The sequence below is a fragment of the Klebsiella sp. C239 genome, from assembly GCF_048822715.1.
GTDB classification, from domain to species: Bacteria; Pseudomonadota; Gammaproteobacteria; order Enterobacterales; family Enterobacteriaceae; genus Klebsiella; species Klebsiella quasipneumoniae.
This window is the reverse complement of sequence record NZ_JBMEZK010000010.1, coordinates 12,274-28,415: the sequence shown is the minus strand read 5'-3', so window position 1 is coordinate 28,415 and position 16,142 is coordinate 12,274. Positions and strand designations below refer to the sequence as shown.

Below are 16,142 nucleotides of genomic sequence, written 5' to 3'. Positions count from 1 at the left end.
TCTATTATAAAAAAAACCTGCCGGATGGCAGGTTTTTTTATGGTCGGGCTTAGCGGCGAACCACCACCAGCTTTTGGTTCACAAACTCTTTGATGCCGAGATCGGAGAGCTCCCGGCCATAACCGGAACGCTTCACGCCGCCAAACGGCAGTTCAGGCGCGGTATCGGTCAGCCAGTTGATATAGACCATCCCGGTTTCAATGGCGGATGCCATCCGTTTAGCGCGTTCGATATCCTGACTGAACACCGCGCCGCCCAGGCCATAGTGAGAATCGTTGGCAAGCGCAATCGCCTCCTCATCGTTTTTCACCACGTAGATCTGCGCCACCGGGCCAAAGAACTCTTCGAAGTACGCCGGATTGTCGCGGGTAATACCGGTCAGGATAGTGGGTTCAAAGAAGTTGCCGTCTCGCGCCACGGGCTTGCCGCCCAGATGCAGCGTGGCGCCGTGTTTGACCGCCTCGTCAACCTGCTTGCTTAAGGTTTCCAGCGCATCTTTAGAGGAGAGCGGCCCCAGCGTGGTGCTTTCATCCAGCGGATCGCCTATTTTTACCTGGCGAAACGCCTCGCTAAATTTCGTCAGAAACGACTCAGCGATGTTCTCATGCAGGATAAACCGCTTGGCGGCAGTACACACCTGGCCGGCGTTGTTCAGCCGTGCCTGGACGCCGATTTTCACCGCGCGATCGAGGTCGGCATCGTCGAGCACCACAAACACATCGTTGCCGCCGAGTTCCAGGGTCGATTTTTTAATATGCTTCGCCGCCTGCGCCGCCACCACGCTGCCAGCTTTTTCCGACCCGGTCAGCGCCGCGCCCTGCACACGATCGTCGGCGATAATCTTCGCCACCTGATCCTGGGAGATAAACAGATTGGTCCACACCCCATCTGGTGCGCCGGCCTCGCGCACCAGATGAGCAAAGGTCTCCGCGCAGTGCGGCACAATGCTGGCGTGTTTGGCGATAACCGGGTTCCCGGCCGCCAGGTTTGGCGCCAGGACGCGCATCAGCTGGTAATAGGGGAAGTTCCACGGTTCCACCGCCACTAATACGCCGATGGGATGGTGTTCAACCCAGGCGTCGCCGAGTTCGGTGGGATATTTCACCGGCGCCAGCATCGATTTGGCGTTATCGGCGTAATAGCGGGCGATTTGCGCGCACAGTTTTACTTCGCCGCGGCTCTGCTTAATGAGTTTCCCCATCTCCTCGCTGGCGATTTTCGCCAGATCTTCCGCCCGGCTGTCGATCAGATCCGCCAGCTTATGCAGCACCGCCAGACGCGGTTCAATATCGCCTTTCGCCCAGGCAGAATGATAGAGCGCATCCGCCTGCCGCAGCGCCGCCTCCACGTCCGCATCGCTGTGCGCCGGGTACGTTTTAATAAGCTGATTGTTCGCAGGATTCACCGTCTGATAGGCCATATCGCATGTCTCCTTGTTATCGCTATTAAGGCAGTCAAAAATGCCGTTAAGGATATTAAGGGTAGTCGAGATGGCTGGCGATGCGGGTAAAGTTAGGTATATCCGGAATATTCCATAACGGTGGCTAACCGGGGCGACCGTGAGGCCGTCCCGGCGTTATCAATGCGCCAGCGCGGCGATCTCGTCGGCGGTCAGGCCGGTGATTTTCACCACCGTCTCGCGGGCAATGCCGTCGGCCAGCATCCTCTGGGCAATGCGCAGCGCCTCGGCATGCTGTCCTTCACGCTTGCCTTTTCTGCGCCACACTTCCTGTAATCGTTCGGCGATGGTCATCAATCTCTCCCTGTGCTGAGGAACCCGTTGCGCCACTTCCTGGATAAACCGGCCAAAGCGACGCGCGTTGCCAGTCTGCAGTAGATAATTAAACAGCGTTTTTATCTGCCTGTCATTAGCGTCACCGCTAAGTAAAATCGTCGTCAGCTGCTCAACAATCGCCATTAAATCGCGCTGGCGAATATGCTTCTGTATCAGCTCGAGTAATGCCACCCGCCGGTGACGAACGATCTCATCGTCGGGGATCACCGTGATATCCACCAGCGGAAAGGGCGAGGCATAAAGCTCCCTCGCCAGCTGTGGATCGGCAAAGCAGTCCAGCCAGCTGAGCGACCACGGGTATGGCGTGGTCGCTCCGTGATAGAACAGCATCGGCACCACCAGCGGCAGTCTGGTATGACCGCTATCCAGATGGCGCTGCATCGCGGCGATGGCGTAGCGCATCAGGCGGAAGGCCATTTGCACGTCCGGTGAGCTCTGATGTTCGATAACCACATAAATGTATCCCTTGCCAGACGCGGTTTTGAGTGACCACAGCACATCGGAGTACCAGGCCCGCAGGCTCTCCTCGATAAAGCTTGCCGACTCCAGCTGTAAGGTATCGAGGTCGCAGCGCTGACGTAGCGCAGGCGGTAGATGGATCGCCAGGAAATCACGCGCGATGTCGGCCTGAGTGAGAAACTGTTTAAACACCGCATCATGCGGCGTCGAGGTGGTGCCCTTTGCCATCGACTCATCCCTGCCTGCTTATCCTGCAGGGACTCTACCTCCCATGAATGTCGCTGACACCCCGGAAACCGGGATTTTACATTCCGCGACGAAAACATATTTCCCCGGACTGCAAGCGTGACATCCTTTTTCGACGCGGTACGCAAATCCCGGCGGGCGACAGCCTCGGCGCAGCATGCTATAAACGATTTATCCCCTCAGCAAAGGTCGATGCGGTGAACCATACCCGAGATATTCCCCAAACCTTCTGGCGAGACGATCGCCTGCCGTGGCTGGAGCTGCGCAGCACCTGGGGCAGCCGTCAGGCCTATAAGCGCCACCGCCACCCGCAGCTCTCGGTGGGGGCGATTATCGACGGTGAAACGCGCTGCCTGTGCAATGGTCAGGAATATCTCCTGCAGCCCGGGGATCTGATCGTGATCCCGCCGCACGCGCCGCATAGCTGTAATCCGCTGCGTGACCGGCCGCGCAGCTATCATATGCTGTACCTGGAGGCGGCATGGTGCCATGCGCAGCGTCCAGATATTCCCCCTGGCGCCAGTATCACCTCGCCGCAGCCGCTGCTGCGCGACAGCCCTCTCTTTGCCTGCTTTCAGCAGATTGTCGCCCTGATGAGCCGCGGCCGCATTGAGCAACTGCCCGCCCGGCTGGCGCAGCTCCTGCACGCGCTGCCGCTGTGCGCCGCCGCGCCGCAGGCGCCACATCACGCCAGCGCCCTGCTGTTTCAGCGCCTGGCGACAGATCTGCCGGCGCCGCCATCGCTGGATAAGCTGGCCCACGACAGCGCGCTACGTAAAGAGACCGTTATCCGCGCCGTGAAACAGGATACCGGCCTGACGCCCGCCAGTTTGATCAATATGGCGCGCATTGAATATGCGAAAACGCGCTTACGTGCCGGGGACCCTATTGCCGACGTCGGCTATCAGGCCGGCTTTGCCGATCAGAGCCATTTCCATAAAACCTTCGTCAGTTATACCGCCGCCACGCCGCGGCAGTATGCGCAAAGCCGATCAATTTCCGACAATAAGTAATTTTCCACCTGGCGTAGGGTGGCCTCAGCACCATTATCGAGGCCACTATGAATACCTTATCGACTCTCTTCCCCGCCGCCTTTCCGGCGTTAGCCCTGTCCCACTTTGTCGCTCTGCTCAGCCCGGGCCCCGATTTTTTTCTGCTGGTCGGTTACGCTGTACGCTACCGGATCCGCGGCAGCCTCGGACTGTGTCTCGGCATCGCCGCCGGGAATGCGCTGTATATTGTCCTGGCCATCGTTGGCTGGGGGCTTCTGCGCCAGGCGCCGCTGCTGTTTTTGCTCATCGAGCTGCTGGGCGCAGGCTATTTACTGTGGATTGGCAGCCTGCTGATTCGCAGCCGTCCCGCGGCGCTGGCGGTGGAGAGCGTTCGCGCATCGTGTCCGGGGTTCGGCAAGCAGCTGCTGCTGGGGCTGGGGTCATCGCTGCTCAACCCGAAGAACGCGCTGTTTTATCTGGCGCTGATGACCTCCCTGCTGGGGCCGGCGGTTACCTTGCTGCAGCAAACGGTAAGTGGCCTGTGGATGGTCAGCGTGGTGTTCTTCTGGGATTTACTGCTGGTGAGCGCGATTGCGCTGCCGCAGGTGCAGCACCGCCTGAGCGCCATCGTCTGGCGGGTCGAGCGGGCGGCGGGGGCGATCCTGATGATGTTCGGTCTGTGGATTATCTGGCGATTTTTGCACGACCTCGCCGTCAGGTTATATGCTTAAGTTTATGGAAAAACTCGCTGAACTGAAACGCGCCAAACTGCTGGCGCTGTCGCTGCTGCTGATCGCCGCCGCGCTATTTATCACCACCCTGCTGCTGCCGCCGACGCCATGGGTCAGCGCGCTGAAGGCCATTTCCGAAGCGGCGATGGTCGGGGCGCTGGCCGACTGGTTTGCGGTGGTGGCCCTGTTTCGTCGTATTCCGCTGCCCTTTGTCGCCCGCCATACCGCGATTATCCCGCGCAACAAAGATCGCATCGCCGACAACCTCGGCCGCTTTGTGGAAGAGAAGTTCCTCGATACCCCGTCGCTGGTGGCGCTGATCCGCCGCTATCAACCAGCTCTGATGCTCGGCAACTGGTTCAGCCAGCCGGAGAACGCCCGGCGGGTCGGCCAGCACCTGCTGCAGGTGATGAGCGGTTTTCTCGAACTGACCGATGACGCCCGCATTCAGCGCCTGCTGCGGCGCGCGGTGCATAAGGCGATCGATAAGGTCGACCTGACGCAGACCAGCGCCATGATGCTGGAGGGGCTGACCCGCGACAACCGCCATCAAAAGCTGCTGGATTCGCTGATAAATCAGCTGATCGCCCTGCTGCAGCGCGACAGCTCCCGCGCCTTTATCGCCCGCGGCATCGTACGCTGGCTGGAGACCGAACACCCGCTGAAGGCCAGGCTATTACCCACCGAGTGGCTCGGCGAGCACAGCGCCGAGATGGTCACCGACGCCGTGAATACCCTGCTGGACGAGGTCACTCACGATCGCACCCACCAGATCCGCCAGACCTTTGACCGCGCGACGCAAAAGCTAATCGATAACCTGAAATCCGACCCGGAACTGGCGCAGAAGGCCGATAACATCAAAGCCTGGCTGAAAAATGATGAGACCTTCAACCGCTATCTTGGCGAAGTGTGGGGCGACCTGCGCGGTTGGGTAAAAAACGATATCAGCAGCGACGACTCGCGTATCAAGCAGCGCATCGCCGAGGCTGGCCAGTGGTTCGGTGAAACCTTACTCCGCGACGACGCGCTGCGCGAATCGCTTAACGAACACCTGGAGCAGGCGGCGCACCGGGTGGCCCCGGAGTTCGCCGCCTTCCTCACTCGGCATATCAGCGACACGGTGAAGAGCTGGGACGCCCGCGATATGTCGCGGCAGATCGAGCTTAATATCGGTAAAGATCTGCAGTTCATCCGCATCAACGGCACCCTGGTGGGGGGAACCATCGGCCTGTTGTTGTGGCTGCTCTCGCAGATCCCGTCGCTGCTGCATCTGCATATTGGTTAGCAATGATACTATCTGAACAATCGCGCTGAAAAATATTCCACAGGGAGGGCGAGATGATGCACCGGATGACCCGCTGGCTAACCCGGCACGCCGCCGCGCTGTTCTTCCCGGCGGCGCTCATTCTGTATGATTTTTCCGCCTATCTCACCACCGACCTGATCCAGCCGGGGATCCTGCACGTGGTGCGGGATTTCAACGCCGATGTGGCGCTGGCTCCAGCCTCGGTGAGCCTGTATATGGCCGGCGGCATGGCGCTGCAGTGGCTGCTGGGGCCGCTCTCTGACCGGATCGGACGGCGTCCGGTACTGCTGACCGGCGCGCTGATTTTCACCCTCGCCTGCCTGGCGACGCTGTTCACCACCTCCATGACCCAGTTCCTGATCGCCCGCTTCGTGCAGGGCACCAGCATCTGCTTTATCGCCACCGTCGGCTACGTCACCGTACAGGAAGCCTTTGAGGAAAAAAGGTCGATCAGGCTGATGGCGGTGATCACCTCCGTCGTGCTGGTGGCGCCGATCGTCGGCCCGCTCTCCGGCGCGGCGCTGATGCATTTTATCCACTGGAAAGCGCTGTTCGGCATTATCGCCGCCATGGGGCTGGTGGCCTGGCTGGGGCTGCTGTTGACCATGCCGGAGACGGTGCGCCGCGGCGATGTGCCGTTCAGCCCCCTGGGCGTGCTGCGCGATTTTCGCAACGTCTTTCGCAACCGCATCTTTTTGCTCGGCGCCGCCACGCTGTCGCTGAGCTATATTCCGCTGATGAGCTGGGTGGCGGTATCGCCGGTGATTTTAATGGACGCCGGCGGGCTGACCACCAGCGAGTTCGCCTGGAGCCAGGTGCCGGTCTTCAGCGCCGTCATCATTGCCAACCTGTCGGTGGCGCGCTGGGTAAAAGATCCCACCCGTCCGCGCTTTGTGCTGAGCGCGGTGCCGGTACAGATGCTCGGCCTGGCCATCCTGATCGTCGGGAATCTGGCCTGGCCGCACGTCTGGCTGTGGTCGGTGCTCGGCACCTGCTTCTACGCCTTCGGCATCGGGCTGATTTTCCCGACGCTGTTCCGCTTTACCCTCTTTTCCAACGACCTGCCGAAAGGCACGGTCTCCGCCTCGCTGAATATCGTGATCCTCAGCGTCAGCGCCTTATCGATTGAAGGCGCGCGCTGGCTGTGGTTCCATGGCGGGAGACTGCCCTTCCACCTGTTGGCGGTGGTCGCGGGGCTCGCCGCCGCCTGCTGCCTCGCCGGACTGTTACGCCACCAGCGTCAGTGTGCGCAAGCGGTCATTGAAGCCCGGCAGTCGTGACCCCTTTTACGGAGAAAGCCCCATCATGAGTGAGATTGAACTCAGCCCGGCGCAGCGCGACCTGCTGCGCGACAGGCTCAGCAAGTACTGCGAAGAGACATTTAACCTCGAACTGGAGCAGTTTGACGCTGAATTTTTTGTCGACTTTATCGCCCAGGAGCTGGGGCCGCTGTTTTACAACGCCGGTATCGAAGAGGCCATCCGCACCCATCTGGCATGGAGCGAGCGGATCCAGGAAGAGATGGATTTAAAGAAGGTCTATTAACGCCGCGCGCAGACGCAGGAGATCAATAAAAGCATACAAATAACAGGGTTATAATGGTGACTCTTTCAGCATCTCCCGTGTACGGGGAAGGAAAACCATGTCGCTTATCACCGATCTACCCGCCATTTTTGACCAGTTCTCGGAAGCTCGCCAGAAGGGCTTTCTCACCGTCATGGATCTTAAAGAACAGAACGTGCCGCTGGTGGGCACCTACTGCACCTTTATGCCTCAGGAGATCGCCATGGCGGCGGGGGCCGTGGTGGTCTCGCTGTGCTCTACCTCCGATGAAACCATCGAGGAAGCGGAAAAAGATCTGCCGCGCAACCTCTGTCCGTTAATCAAAAGCAGCTACGGCTTCGGCAAAACCGATAAATGCCCCTACTTCTATTTCTCTGACCTGGTGGTTGGGGAAACCACCTGCGACGGCAAAAAGAAAATGTACGAGTACATGGCCGAGTTCAAAGCGGTCCACGTGATGCAGTTGCCGAACAGCGCCAGCGACGCGGCCTCCCGCGCCCTGTGGAAAGCGGAGATCCTGCGCCTGCAGCAGGTGATTGAGGCGCAGTTTGGCGCGCCGATTAGCGAGGCGGCGCTGCGCGAGGCCATCGTGCTGAAAAACCGCGAACGCCGGGCGCTGGCCCACTTTTATCGTCTCGGGCAGCTCAATCCGCCGGCGCTCAGCGGCGGCGACATCCTGAAAGTGGTGTATGGCGCCACCTTCCGCTTCGACAAAACCGCGCTGATTGACGAGCTCAACGCCATGGCGGAGCGCATCCGTCAGGAGTGGCGGCAGGGTAAACGACTGGCCTCACGCCCGCGCATTCTGATCACCGGCTGCCCGATCGGCGGGGCGGCGGAGAAAGTGGTTCGCGCCATCGAAGAAAACGGCGGCTGGGTGGTGGGCTATGAAAACTGCACCGGCGCGAAGGCTACCGAGCGCTGCGTGGCGGAAGAGGGCGACGTCTACGACGCCTTAACCGATAAATATCTCGCCATCGGCTGCTCCTGTATTTCCCCTAACGATCAGCGCCTGCAGCTGCTGAGCCAGATGGTGGAGGAGTACCAGGCCGACGGGGTAATCGACGTCATCCTGCAGGCCTGCCATACCTATGCCGTGGAATCGCTGGCCATTAAACGCCATCTGCGCCAGCAGCACGACCTTCCTTATATGGCGATTGAAACCGACTATTCGACAGCGGACCTCGGCCAGCTCAGCACCCGCGTCGCCGCCTTTATCGAAATGCTGTAAGGAGCAGGCGTGATCTACACGGTTGGTATTGATTCCGGCTCCACCGCCACGAAAGGCATCCTGCTGGCGGACGGGGTGATTACGCGTCGTTTCCTCTGCCCGACCCCCTTTCGCCCCGCCGACGCCATCCATGAGGCCTGGGAGACGCTGCGCGCTGGCCTCGCGGAAACGCCCTTTTTAACCCTCACCGGCTATGGCCGCCAGCTGGTGGATTTTGCCGATAAACAGGTGACGGAGATTTCCTGTCATGGCCTCGGCGCCCGCCTGCTGGCGCCGGACACCCGCACGGTGATTGATATCGGCGGCCAGGACAGCAAGGTTATCCAGCTGGATGCCGGGGGCAACCTCAGCGACTTTCTGATGAATGACAAATGCGCCGCCGGCACCGGCCGTTTTCTGGAGGTCATTTCACGAACCCTCGGCGCCAGCGTCGAACAGCTGGACGTCATTACCGACGGCGTGGAACCGCACGCCATCACCAGCATGTGTACGGTATTCGCCGAATCGGAAGTCATCAGCCTGCGGTCGGCCGGGGTCGCGCCGGAGGCGATTCTGGCGGGGGTGATTAACGCCATGGCCCGGCGCAGCGCGAACTTTATCGGCCGCTTATCGGCGCAGGGACCGCTGCTGTTTACCGGCGGCGTCAGCCACTGCGCCGCCTTTGCCCGCATGCTGGAAAGCCATGTCGGCATGGCGGTGACAACCCATCCCGACGCCCAGTATGCCGGGGCGATCGGCGCGGCGCTGATCGGCCAGCGTCAGCGGAGGCGCGGATGACAACCTTTCTGTTTTTATTTCATTCCACGGTGGGAGTGGTGCGCACGCGCAAAGCCCTGCAGGCGGCGGGAATGACCTTCGAGGTCAAAGATATTCCCCGCCAGCTGCGCAGCGGCTGCGGGCTGTGCATCCTGCTGGAGGGGACGGAAGCCGATGCGCGAAGCTGGATCCTGCCGGAGCTGACGGCGGCGTTGTATCAGCAGGACGGGGAAGCGTGGCGCTGTCTCGCCACCTTCCCATCGGCAGGTTAATCGCTTACCACAAAGCGCGTCGCCGCGAAGCAGTTCAGCAGGCGGTGCATCAGAAAGACCAGGGTCAGCGTCACCACCAGCGAGACCGTCACCGAGGTGATGCGGTACAGATCGCTGAATACCAGATCCTGATAGGGATGCAGATTCTGGCCAAACATAATGCCGATGGTGGTGATGCTGGCGAAGCCCACCCCGGCGCCCACTTTCTCCATCACGTGCAGACGGGCGCTGAAGGCCAGCCCGAGGCCAATCAGCGGCATCATCAGGACCATGTGGTTGCTGAAGTCATAGATAATCAACTGCACCACCAGAATATAGAGACAGGCCAGCACCACCCCCGCCACGCGCCAGATCGAGCTGATCACCGCCCCGCGATAGTGCATCGGGAACAGGATCAGGATCCCGGCCATCAGCGCTGACAGCGAGTCGCTGAGATCGCAGATCTGAAACACCACGAAGATGATCGTCGCCACCGTGCCGGAGAGCAGCGACTCGTGGCGGATGCGGGCGGCGTCTTTTTCAAGGCGCGGCGGCGGCTTGCGCGGCTCGACGTCCGGGATCAGGTAATGCAGCAGCGCGCTTAGCGCCACCGCCAGCACGCACGCTTCCATGTTGGAGAACATCAGGGTGTGCCAGTTGCTGGTCGGGTAGCTCATAAAGTTGAGCATCGTGCTCTGACACACCACCCCCATCGACCCCAGCAGAAACAGCGGCCCCTGGCTCATAAAGCGAAAACGCATCACGTACAGGGCAAACACCACCAGCGTCATGATCACCGGCCACTGCGACAGATAGCCAACGATCAATACCATTTCGACGCAGTTCACCGCCGCGCTGAATACAAACTGGCGGGCGACATGGCGGTTGAACACCGGCACCAGCGACATCAGCATCAGCGGATAAACCACAAAAAATACGCCGTACTGCACGTCGTAGAAGGTGGAGATGCTGAGGGCAATGGTCCCGGCCACGGCGATACGCACCGTCTGGCGAAAATCATTCGCCGTGTAGACGATATTGCCGTGCGGGGTAAAGACGTGCGCCAGGGTATTAATAGACATAGTGCAACCAGCTCACCAGATGGATCTGCAGGCCGGCGAAGGTGCGGGCGAAAGGTCCCTCGCTATTGTACAGCTGCACCGTGGCGCGGGCGCCGGTCGGCAGCGGTTTCTCCAGCGGCTGATCCAGCGCGACGTGAATGCGCATTCGCTGGGCGTCGCGCACCCAGCGGGTGGACTGTTCCGGCTGCGACAGCTGACCGTTAACCGCCTCCTGCCCCGCCAGAATCCCGGCATCGCTGCTGGTGACATGCGCCGGGAAAACTTCCCCCGGCAGGGCGTCAAAGACCACCGCCGCATCGGTGTTTACCGCGGTGTGGCGCAGGCTCTTCTCACGGAAGTCAGCGACGATATCGGTATTGTTGTTGACCAGCGCCAGCACGGCCGTCGCCGCGGTGGCGTAGATCCCCGGGTTAAGCTGCAGGTTGCTGACCATGCCGTCAGTTTCCGCACGCACTTTGGTCCAGGCCAGGTTCAGCTGCGCCTCCTCCAGCGCGTTGCGGTATTTCTGCAGGGTGACGTTGCGCTTATCGTCGCGCTCGCCGCGCTGGATCAGCAGGTTCTGGATCTGCGCGTTCAGCGCCGAGACCGACTGCTCGCTGGTCTGCCAGGTGGTCCGCACCTTGTCGAGATCGGACTGCGAGACGTTCTGCATGGTGCTCAGGCGCTGATAGCGATCGAGCGTGACCTTATCGTTACGGGCGGTGTACTGCGCGGTGCGCAGGTTGGCGCGGGCGGCGGCGATTTGCGCGTCCAGCTGCTGGTTGCTCAGCTTCGCCTGTTCAAGGGCGATCTGTGCCGCTTCAACTTTATTAATGAATGGCGTTGGGTCGAGCTCATATAGCAGGTCACCCTTTCTCACCTGGCTATTGTTATGCACGTAGACGTGCGAGACATAGCCGGAGACCCGCGACGAAACCGGGGTCACCACGCGCATGACGGTGGAGTCCGGCGTCAGCGGGATCCAGATATCGGCAACGATAAACCAGGCGAATATTCCCAGAAAAGCGGCAATACTCACCCGTACCCAGCGGGCAAATTTTTGTTCAGGCGTCATCATAGTGTGTTAGATCTTGTTATCTTCTTCGCGGATAGTCCGCAAACGGCAGGCGATTTGATTTAACGTGGCGCTGAAGGTGGCGAGGTCGGCCTCCGTGATGGTCTGGGTTACGCGCTCCTGATAGGTCTCGATCACGCGGCTCAGTTTTTCCAGAATAGCCCGCCCCTCGGCGGTCAGCGTCAGCAGGCGAATGCGTTTGTCATATGGCGATGTGGAACGCAACAGATAGCCCTGCTTTTCCAGTAATGAGAGGGTGCGCGTCAGCGGCGGCAGTTCAATCCCCTGCACCTCCGCCAGTTCGCTGACCGAGACGTTGTCTCCCAGCTGATGCAGCTGCATCAGCACCGTCCAGCTGGACTGGGTGAGTCCCGTATCGGTGATAGCGGAGTCAATAATCGCGCGCCACTGGCGCACCACCATGGCCATCCGCATCCCCAGCGGGCGGCGGGCAAACAGTTCGTCTTCAGTCACAGCTTTTCCTCTCATTGTTGAGAAGAAAATAATACTTATCAGGGTAAGTATCAAGAAACGGAAGGTCGCGTCGCATCAATTGATAAATTTCGTGAATGTTTCCCCGGCGTCGCCAGCGCTTACCGGGGCAAAGAAGAAATGATGTCTGAAAAAAACCGCACTTTTTAATTGATCTGATCCCGACGCAGGCCGATATCTTTCAGCTGTTCGTCGCTCATTTTCTGCAAAGCTCTGCGCGTTTGCTCCTGAAGCCACCATTTTTTGACAAATCGCGCCAGCAGTACGAAACCGATAAATGGCTGTCTTGCCCTGTTCTCGTGAAATTCCATCCTCTACCTCCTCACCTTGCCAGAGGCTTTATCTTCACGGATTTGGGGGTAAGGAATACAGATTCACAAAACACTTTTCTTTAACATACAGATTAGCTAAAACGTACAGCAGACCCCACTTTTTACGGCCATCTGTACTGGTTATTCCATCTGTATGGCGGCAATTAAGGATACACATGACCCGCTATCAACATCTCGCGACGCTGCTGGCCGAACGCATTGAACAGGGCCTGTATCGCCACGGCGAAAAGCTGCCGTCGGTGCGCAGCCTGAGCCAGGAGCACGGCGTCAGCATCAGCACCGTCCAGCAGGCCTATCAGCTGCTTGAGCAGCAGCAGATGATTGTGCCGCAGCCGCGATCGGGCTATTTCGTCGCCCCCCGCAAGGCCCAGCCGCCGGTGCCGCCGATGTCGCGCCCGGTGCAGCGCCCGGTGGAGATCACCCAGTGGGATCAGGTGCTGACCATGCTCGACGCCCGCTACGATAAAACGATCATCCCCTTCGGCGGCGGCTCGCCGGACGTGACGCAGCCAAGCCTGAAGCCCATCTGGCGCGAACTGAGCCGGGCGATCCAGCACAACCTCACTGAGGTGTTGAACTATGACGAACTGGCCGGGCGCCGCGAGCTGCGGGAGCAGATCGCCCGCCTGATGCTCGACGGCGGATCGGTGGTGACTGCCGACGATCTGGTGCTCACCAGCGGCTGCCACAGCGCGATGTCGCTGGCCCTGCTGTCGGTGTGCCAGCCTGGGGACATCATCGCCGTGGAATCCCCCTGCTACTACGGCACCATGCAGATGCTGCGCGGACTGGGATTAAAGACGATTGAGATCCCCACCGATCCGGAAACCGGGATCAGCATCGAGGCCCTGGAGCTGGCGCTGGATCAGTGGCCGATCAAAGGGGTGATCCTGGTGCCGAACTGCAACAACCCGCTGGGCTTTATCATGCCGGACGCTCGCAAGCGCGCAGTGCTGAACCTGGCCCAGCGCCACGATATCGTTATTTTCGAGGATGATATCTACGGCGAGCTGGCTACCGAGTACCCGCGCCCGCGCACGATTCATTCCTGGGATATCGACGGTCGGGTGATGCTCTGCAGCTCCTTTACCAAAACCATTGCCCCCGGCCTGCGCATCGGCTGGATCGCCCCCGGTCGCTACTACGACAAGCTGCTGCAGATGAAGTACGCCGCCAGCGGCACTAACGTCCCTTCAACCCAGCTGGCGGCCTGCAATTTTATTCGCGAAGGCCACTACCACCGTCACGTGCGGCGGATGCGGCAGATCTATCAGCGCAATATGGAGATCTACACCTGCTGGCTGCGGGAGTTTTTCCCGTGCGGGATCTGCGTCACCCGGCCGAAGGGCGGTTTTATGCTGTGGGTAGAGCTCCCGGAGCAGGTGGATATGGTCTGCGTCGCCAAACAGCTGTGCCGGCTGAAGATCCAGGTCGCGCCGGGCTCGCTGTTTTCCGCGGCGGGCAAGTATCGCAACTGCGTCAGGATCAACTGCGCCCTGCCGCCGACCGAGAAACATAAAGCGGTAATGGTGAAGCTGGGAGAAGCGGTGAAGGTGGCGATGGAGTGAGGTTTAGCCTGTTCTCCCCGGTGGCGCTGCGCTTACCGGGGCTACGGATGATCCCGCGTCAGCAAAGCGCTTCACTGGTCAAAAAACACCATCCCCTTATACGGCTGTTCGCGGCAGGCGGCCAGACGCTGGGCGAGGCTGCCGACGTGCAGCTCCAGCTTATGGCCGTCGGGGTCGAGGAAGTAGTGCGAGGCGCCTTCGCTGCGGTTCAGCTTCCACACCGCCACGCCGGCAACCTCAAGGCGAGCGGTGAAGCAGGCGAAATCGGCTTCGCTGATGCTAAACGCATAATGGGTGTAATCGCTCTCCTCCGGCGGAGTGATGCGCCGCTGCGGATCCAGCGACAGGCATAGCCACAGATCGCCGCAGGAGAGATAGGCGCCGCTCTCCCAGCGGGCGTGCAGCGTCATACCCAGCAGCTGCTGATAAAACGCCACGCTCGGCGCCAGCTGGCTGACCGCCAGGGTCAGGTGATTCAGTCCGCTCAGCATGTCTGTTCCTCCAGTGAATTCACAATGAACTGGCGCAGCCACTGATGCGCCGGGTCGCGGTGCCAGCGCTCGTGCCACAGCATCAGCATCTCAAAGCCGGCGACCGCCAGCGGCGGCTCGACGACCGCCAGCCCGCTCTGCCCGCGCACCAGCCGCTCCGGCAGCATCGCCACCAAATCGCTGTTGCGCAGGGTCTCCAGCATAAACAGGAAATGTGGCACGGAAAGGACAACCCGCCGCGCCAGGCCAAGATTCGCCAGCGCGGTATCGGTCGCCGCGCTGAAGCCGCCCCCGTCCGGGGAGACGATCGCTTGCTCCAGCTGACAGAACGTTTCCAGACTCAACCCTTGCCGCAGCGCCGGATGCCCGGCCCGACCCGCCAGCACGTAGCGCTCGCGAAACAGCAGGCGCTGATGCAGCCCCGGCGGCGCGCCCTCGCGGGTATGGAAGCAGAGATCCACTTCATCGCTGGCCGCCTGCTGCTCCAGGCGCGCCGGCTGGAGCTCAAATACCGCCAGCCGACTGCCGGGAGAGGCCAGGCGTAGCCTGCCCAGCATCGGCAGGAGGATCGCCGAGGCCATATAGTCCGTCGCTGCCACCCGCCAGGTCTCCGCCGCCGTCGCCGGATCAAAAGGGCTGACCGGCGCCACCGCCTGCTCCAGCGCGGCTAACGCGGCGCGCAGCGGCTGGCGAAGCTCATCGGCGCGGGCGGTGGGCTGCATGCCGCGCGGGCCCGGCATCAGCAGCGGGTCGGCAAACATCTCCCGTAACCTGGCGAGCTGAATACTCACCGACGGCTGCGACAGATTCAGTCGCTGCGCCGCCCGGGTGACGTTGTTTTCACTGAGCAGCACGTCGAGCGTGCGCAGCAGATTGAGATCCAGACGATGTAAATTAATCACAGCTATATCTGGGATTGAAGTAATTAATTTCTACTATAGCGCCAGCTTTCCTACTCTGCAGATCTTCCCACTTCAGAGGTGATGTTATGAAAGTACTGCTGATTTACGCCCATCCGGAACCGCGCTCCCTCAATGGCGGACTCAAAGATTTCGCCATCCGTCATCTGCAGCAGGCCGGTCATGAAGTCCAGGTGTCCGATCTCTACGCCATGCGCTGGAAGGCCGGGTATGACGCCGACGACAGCGGCGCGCCGCCGGTCGGCGAGTTCTGGCGTCCTACCCTTGATTCAAAACAGGCCTTTTCGCAAGGAACTCAAAGCGCGGATATCGCAGCCGAGCAGGAAAAGCTGCTGTGGGCCGATACGGTGATTTTTCAGTTCCCGCTGTGGTGGTTCTCGATGCCGGCGATCATGAAAGGCTGGATCGATCGGGTATACGCCTGGGGTTTTGCCTATGGCGTCGGCGAGCACAGCGACCGCCACTGGGGCGATCGCTATGGGGAAGGCACCTTCGTCGGCAAGCGGGCAATGCTGATCGTCACCGCCGGCGGCTGGGCGGAACACTATTCACCTCGCGGGATCAATGGCCCCATCGACGACATCCTGTTCCCCATTCAGCACGGTATGCTGTTCTACCCCGGCTTCGAGGTGCTTCCGCCGCTGGTGTTCTACCGCACGGACAAAACCGATGCCGCGCAGTTCGCCGACCAGTGCGCCACCCTGGCCGGGCGGCTGGACACGCTGTGGCAAACTGAGCCCATTCCATTTCGCCGGCAAAATCATGGCGACTATCTGATCCCGTCGCTGACGCTGCGCCCGGAGCTGGCGCCGGGGCAAAGCGGCCTGGCGGTGCATTTGCGTAGCGAGTAGCAGACAAACGCTGCCCGTCTTC

General features: G+C 60.6%; 18 protein-coding genes. 10 read left to right on the top strand and 8 right to left on the bottom strand.

Annotated features, from left to right (window positions below; translation table 11 throughout):
- Positions 1-49: 49 nt before the first annotated feature.
- Positions 50-1,420 (bottom strand): NAD-dependent succinate-semialdehyde dehydrogenase, encoded by a 1,371-nt coding sequence (locus ACOI6Z_RS22290; protein ID WP_065812846.1) that lies wholly within the window; start codon positions 1,418-1,420, stop codon positions 50-52.
- Positions 1,421-1,579: 159 nt separating this feature from the next.
- A complete protein-coding gene (locus tag ACOI6Z_RS22285; protein ID WP_065812845.1) occupies positions 1,580-2,482 on the bottom strand; it encodes an Rpn family recombination-promoting nuclease/putative transposase in 903 nt (300 codons plus the stop codon).
- Between the two features lie 215 nt (positions 2,483-2,697).
- Between ACOI6Z_RS22285 and ACOI6Z_RS22280 the strand changes: the two genes are divergently transcribed.
- From ACOI6Z_RS22280 to ACOI6Z_RS22245, 8 genes are all read left to right on the top strand, one after another.
- Positions 2,698-3,513: an AraC family transcriptional regulator gene (locus ACOI6Z_RS22280; RefSeq protein WP_060591534.1), complete on the top strand. Its 816-nt coding sequence runs from the start codon at positions 2,698-2,700 to the stop codon at positions 3,511-3,513.
- 47 nt (positions 3,514-3,560) lie between these two features.
- Positions 3,561-4,223: a LysE family translocator gene (locus tag ACOI6Z_RS22275; protein WP_023291838.1), complete on the top strand. Its 663-nt coding sequence runs from the start codon at positions 3,561-3,563 to the stop codon at positions 4,221-4,223.
- Complete coding sequence (locus tag ACOI6Z_RS22270) at positions 4,216-5,508, top strand: DUF445 domain-containing protein (protein WP_023291837.1); 1,293 nt, start codon at positions 4,216-4,218, stop codon at positions 5,506-5,508. Before ACOI6Z_RS22275 ends, ACOI6Z_RS22270 begins: the two co-directional genes overlap by 8 nt.
- 53 nt (positions 5,509-5,561) lie before the next feature.
- The gene (mdtM, locus tag ACOI6Z_RS22265; RefSeq protein ID WP_023291836.1) at positions 5,562-6,809 is read left to right on the top strand and encodes a multidrug efflux MFS transporter MdtM; all 1,248 of its coding nucleotides are present in this window, start codon (positions 5,562-5,564) and stop codon (positions 6,807-6,809) included.
- A 25-nt stretch (positions 6,810-6,834) separates the two neighbouring features.
- Positions 6,835-7,074 (top strand): DUF2164 domain-containing protein, encoded by a 240-nt coding sequence (locus ACOI6Z_RS22260; protein WP_004204157.1) that lies wholly within the window; start codon positions 6,835-6,837, stop codon positions 7,072-7,074.
- Between the two features lie 97 nt (positions 7,075-7,171).
- Entirely contained in the window at positions 7,172-8,323 is a 1,152-nt protein-coding gene (locus ACOI6Z_RS22255) for a double-cubane-cluster-containing anaerobic reductase (RefSeq protein ID WP_032454751.1), read from the top strand.
- A gap of 9 nt (positions 8,324-8,332) precedes the next feature.
- Entirely contained in the window at positions 8,333-9,100 is a 768-nt protein-coding gene (yjiL, locus tag ACOI6Z_RS22250) for a putative 2-hydroxyacyl-CoA dehydratase activator YjiL (protein WP_023291834.1), read from the top strand.
- The gene (locus ACOI6Z_RS22245) at positions 9,097-9,351 is read left to right on the top strand and encodes a DUF3343 domain-containing protein (RefSeq protein WP_044525274.1); all 255 of its coding nucleotides are present in this window, start codon (positions 9,097-9,099) and stop codon (positions 9,349-9,351) included. The genes yjiL and ACOI6Z_RS22245 overlap by 4 nt, the downstream gene beginning before the upstream one ends.
- Here the strand turns inward: ACOI6Z_RS22245 and ACOI6Z_RS22240 are convergent.
- The 4 genes from ACOI6Z_RS22240 to ACOI6Z_RS22225 all read right to left on the bottom strand — a co-directional run bounded on the left by ACOI6Z_RS22240 (position 9,348) and on the right by ACOI6Z_RS22225 (position 12,269).
- Positions 9,348-10,412 carry a DUF2955 domain-containing protein gene (locus tag ACOI6Z_RS22240; RefSeq protein ID WP_023291832.1) on the bottom strand — a complete coding sequence of 355 codons (1,065 nt, stop codon included), beginning with the start codon at positions 10,410-10,412 and terminating at the stop codon, positions 9,348-9,350. The two genes, ACOI6Z_RS22245 and ACOI6Z_RS22240, sit on opposite strands and share 4 nt — an antisense overlap.
- Complete coding sequence (locus ACOI6Z_RS22235) at positions 10,402-11,469, bottom strand: HlyD family secretion protein (protein WP_117129203.1); 1,068 nt, start codon at positions 11,467-11,469, stop codon at positions 10,402-10,404. The genes ACOI6Z_RS22240 and ACOI6Z_RS22235 overlap by 11 nt, the downstream gene beginning before the upstream one ends.
- Before the next feature lie 6 nt (positions 11,470-11,475).
- Positions 11,476-11,940 carry a MarR family winged helix-turn-helix transcriptional regulator gene (locus ACOI6Z_RS22230; protein ID WP_117129202.1) on the bottom strand — a complete coding sequence of 155 codons (465 nt, stop codon included), beginning with the start codon at positions 11,938-11,940 and terminating at the stop codon, positions 11,476-11,478.
- A 164-nt stretch (positions 11,941-12,104) separates the two neighbouring features.
- Positions 12,105-12,269 (bottom strand): DUF1127 domain-containing protein, encoded by a 165-nt coding sequence (locus ACOI6Z_RS22225; RefSeq protein ID WP_004204150.1) that lies wholly within the window; start codon positions 12,267-12,269, stop codon positions 12,105-12,107.
- Between the two features lie 176 nt (positions 12,270-12,445).
- Here ACOI6Z_RS22225 and ACOI6Z_RS22220 point away from each other — a divergent pair, with 176 nt between their 5' ends.
- Positions 12,446-13,858: a PLP-dependent aminotransferase family protein gene (locus ACOI6Z_RS22220; RefSeq protein WP_117129201.1), complete on the top strand. Its 1,413-nt coding sequence runs from the start codon at positions 12,446-12,448 to the stop codon at positions 13,856-13,858.
- A gap of 71 nt (positions 13,859-13,929) precedes the next feature.
- Here ACOI6Z_RS22220 and fosA read toward each other — a convergent pair whose 3' ends face one another.
- Both fosA and ACOI6Z_RS22210 read right to left on the bottom strand, forming a co-directional pair.
- Complete coding sequence (fosA, locus tag ACOI6Z_RS22215; RefSeq protein ID WP_101866098.1) at positions 13,930-14,349, bottom strand: FosA5 family fosfomycin resistance glutathione transferase; 420 nt, start codon at positions 14,347-14,349, stop codon at positions 13,930-13,932.
- Positions 14,343-15,251, bottom strand: a complete 909-nt coding sequence (locus ACOI6Z_RS22210; RefSeq protein WP_117129200.1) for a LysR family transcriptional regulator — start codon at positions 15,249-15,251, stop codon at positions 14,343-14,345. Before ACOI6Z_RS22210 ends, fosA begins: the two co-directional genes overlap by 7 nt.
- 86 nt (positions 15,252-15,337) lie before the next feature.
- Between ACOI6Z_RS22210 and ACOI6Z_RS22205 the strand changes: the two genes are divergently transcribed.
- The gene (locus ACOI6Z_RS22205; RefSeq protein WP_048336338.1) at positions 15,338-16,120 is read left to right on the top strand and encodes an NAD(P)H-dependent oxidoreductase; all 783 of its coding nucleotides are present in this window, start codon (positions 15,338-15,340) and stop codon (positions 16,118-16,120) included.
- Positions 16,121-16,142 lie beyond the last annotated feature (22 nt).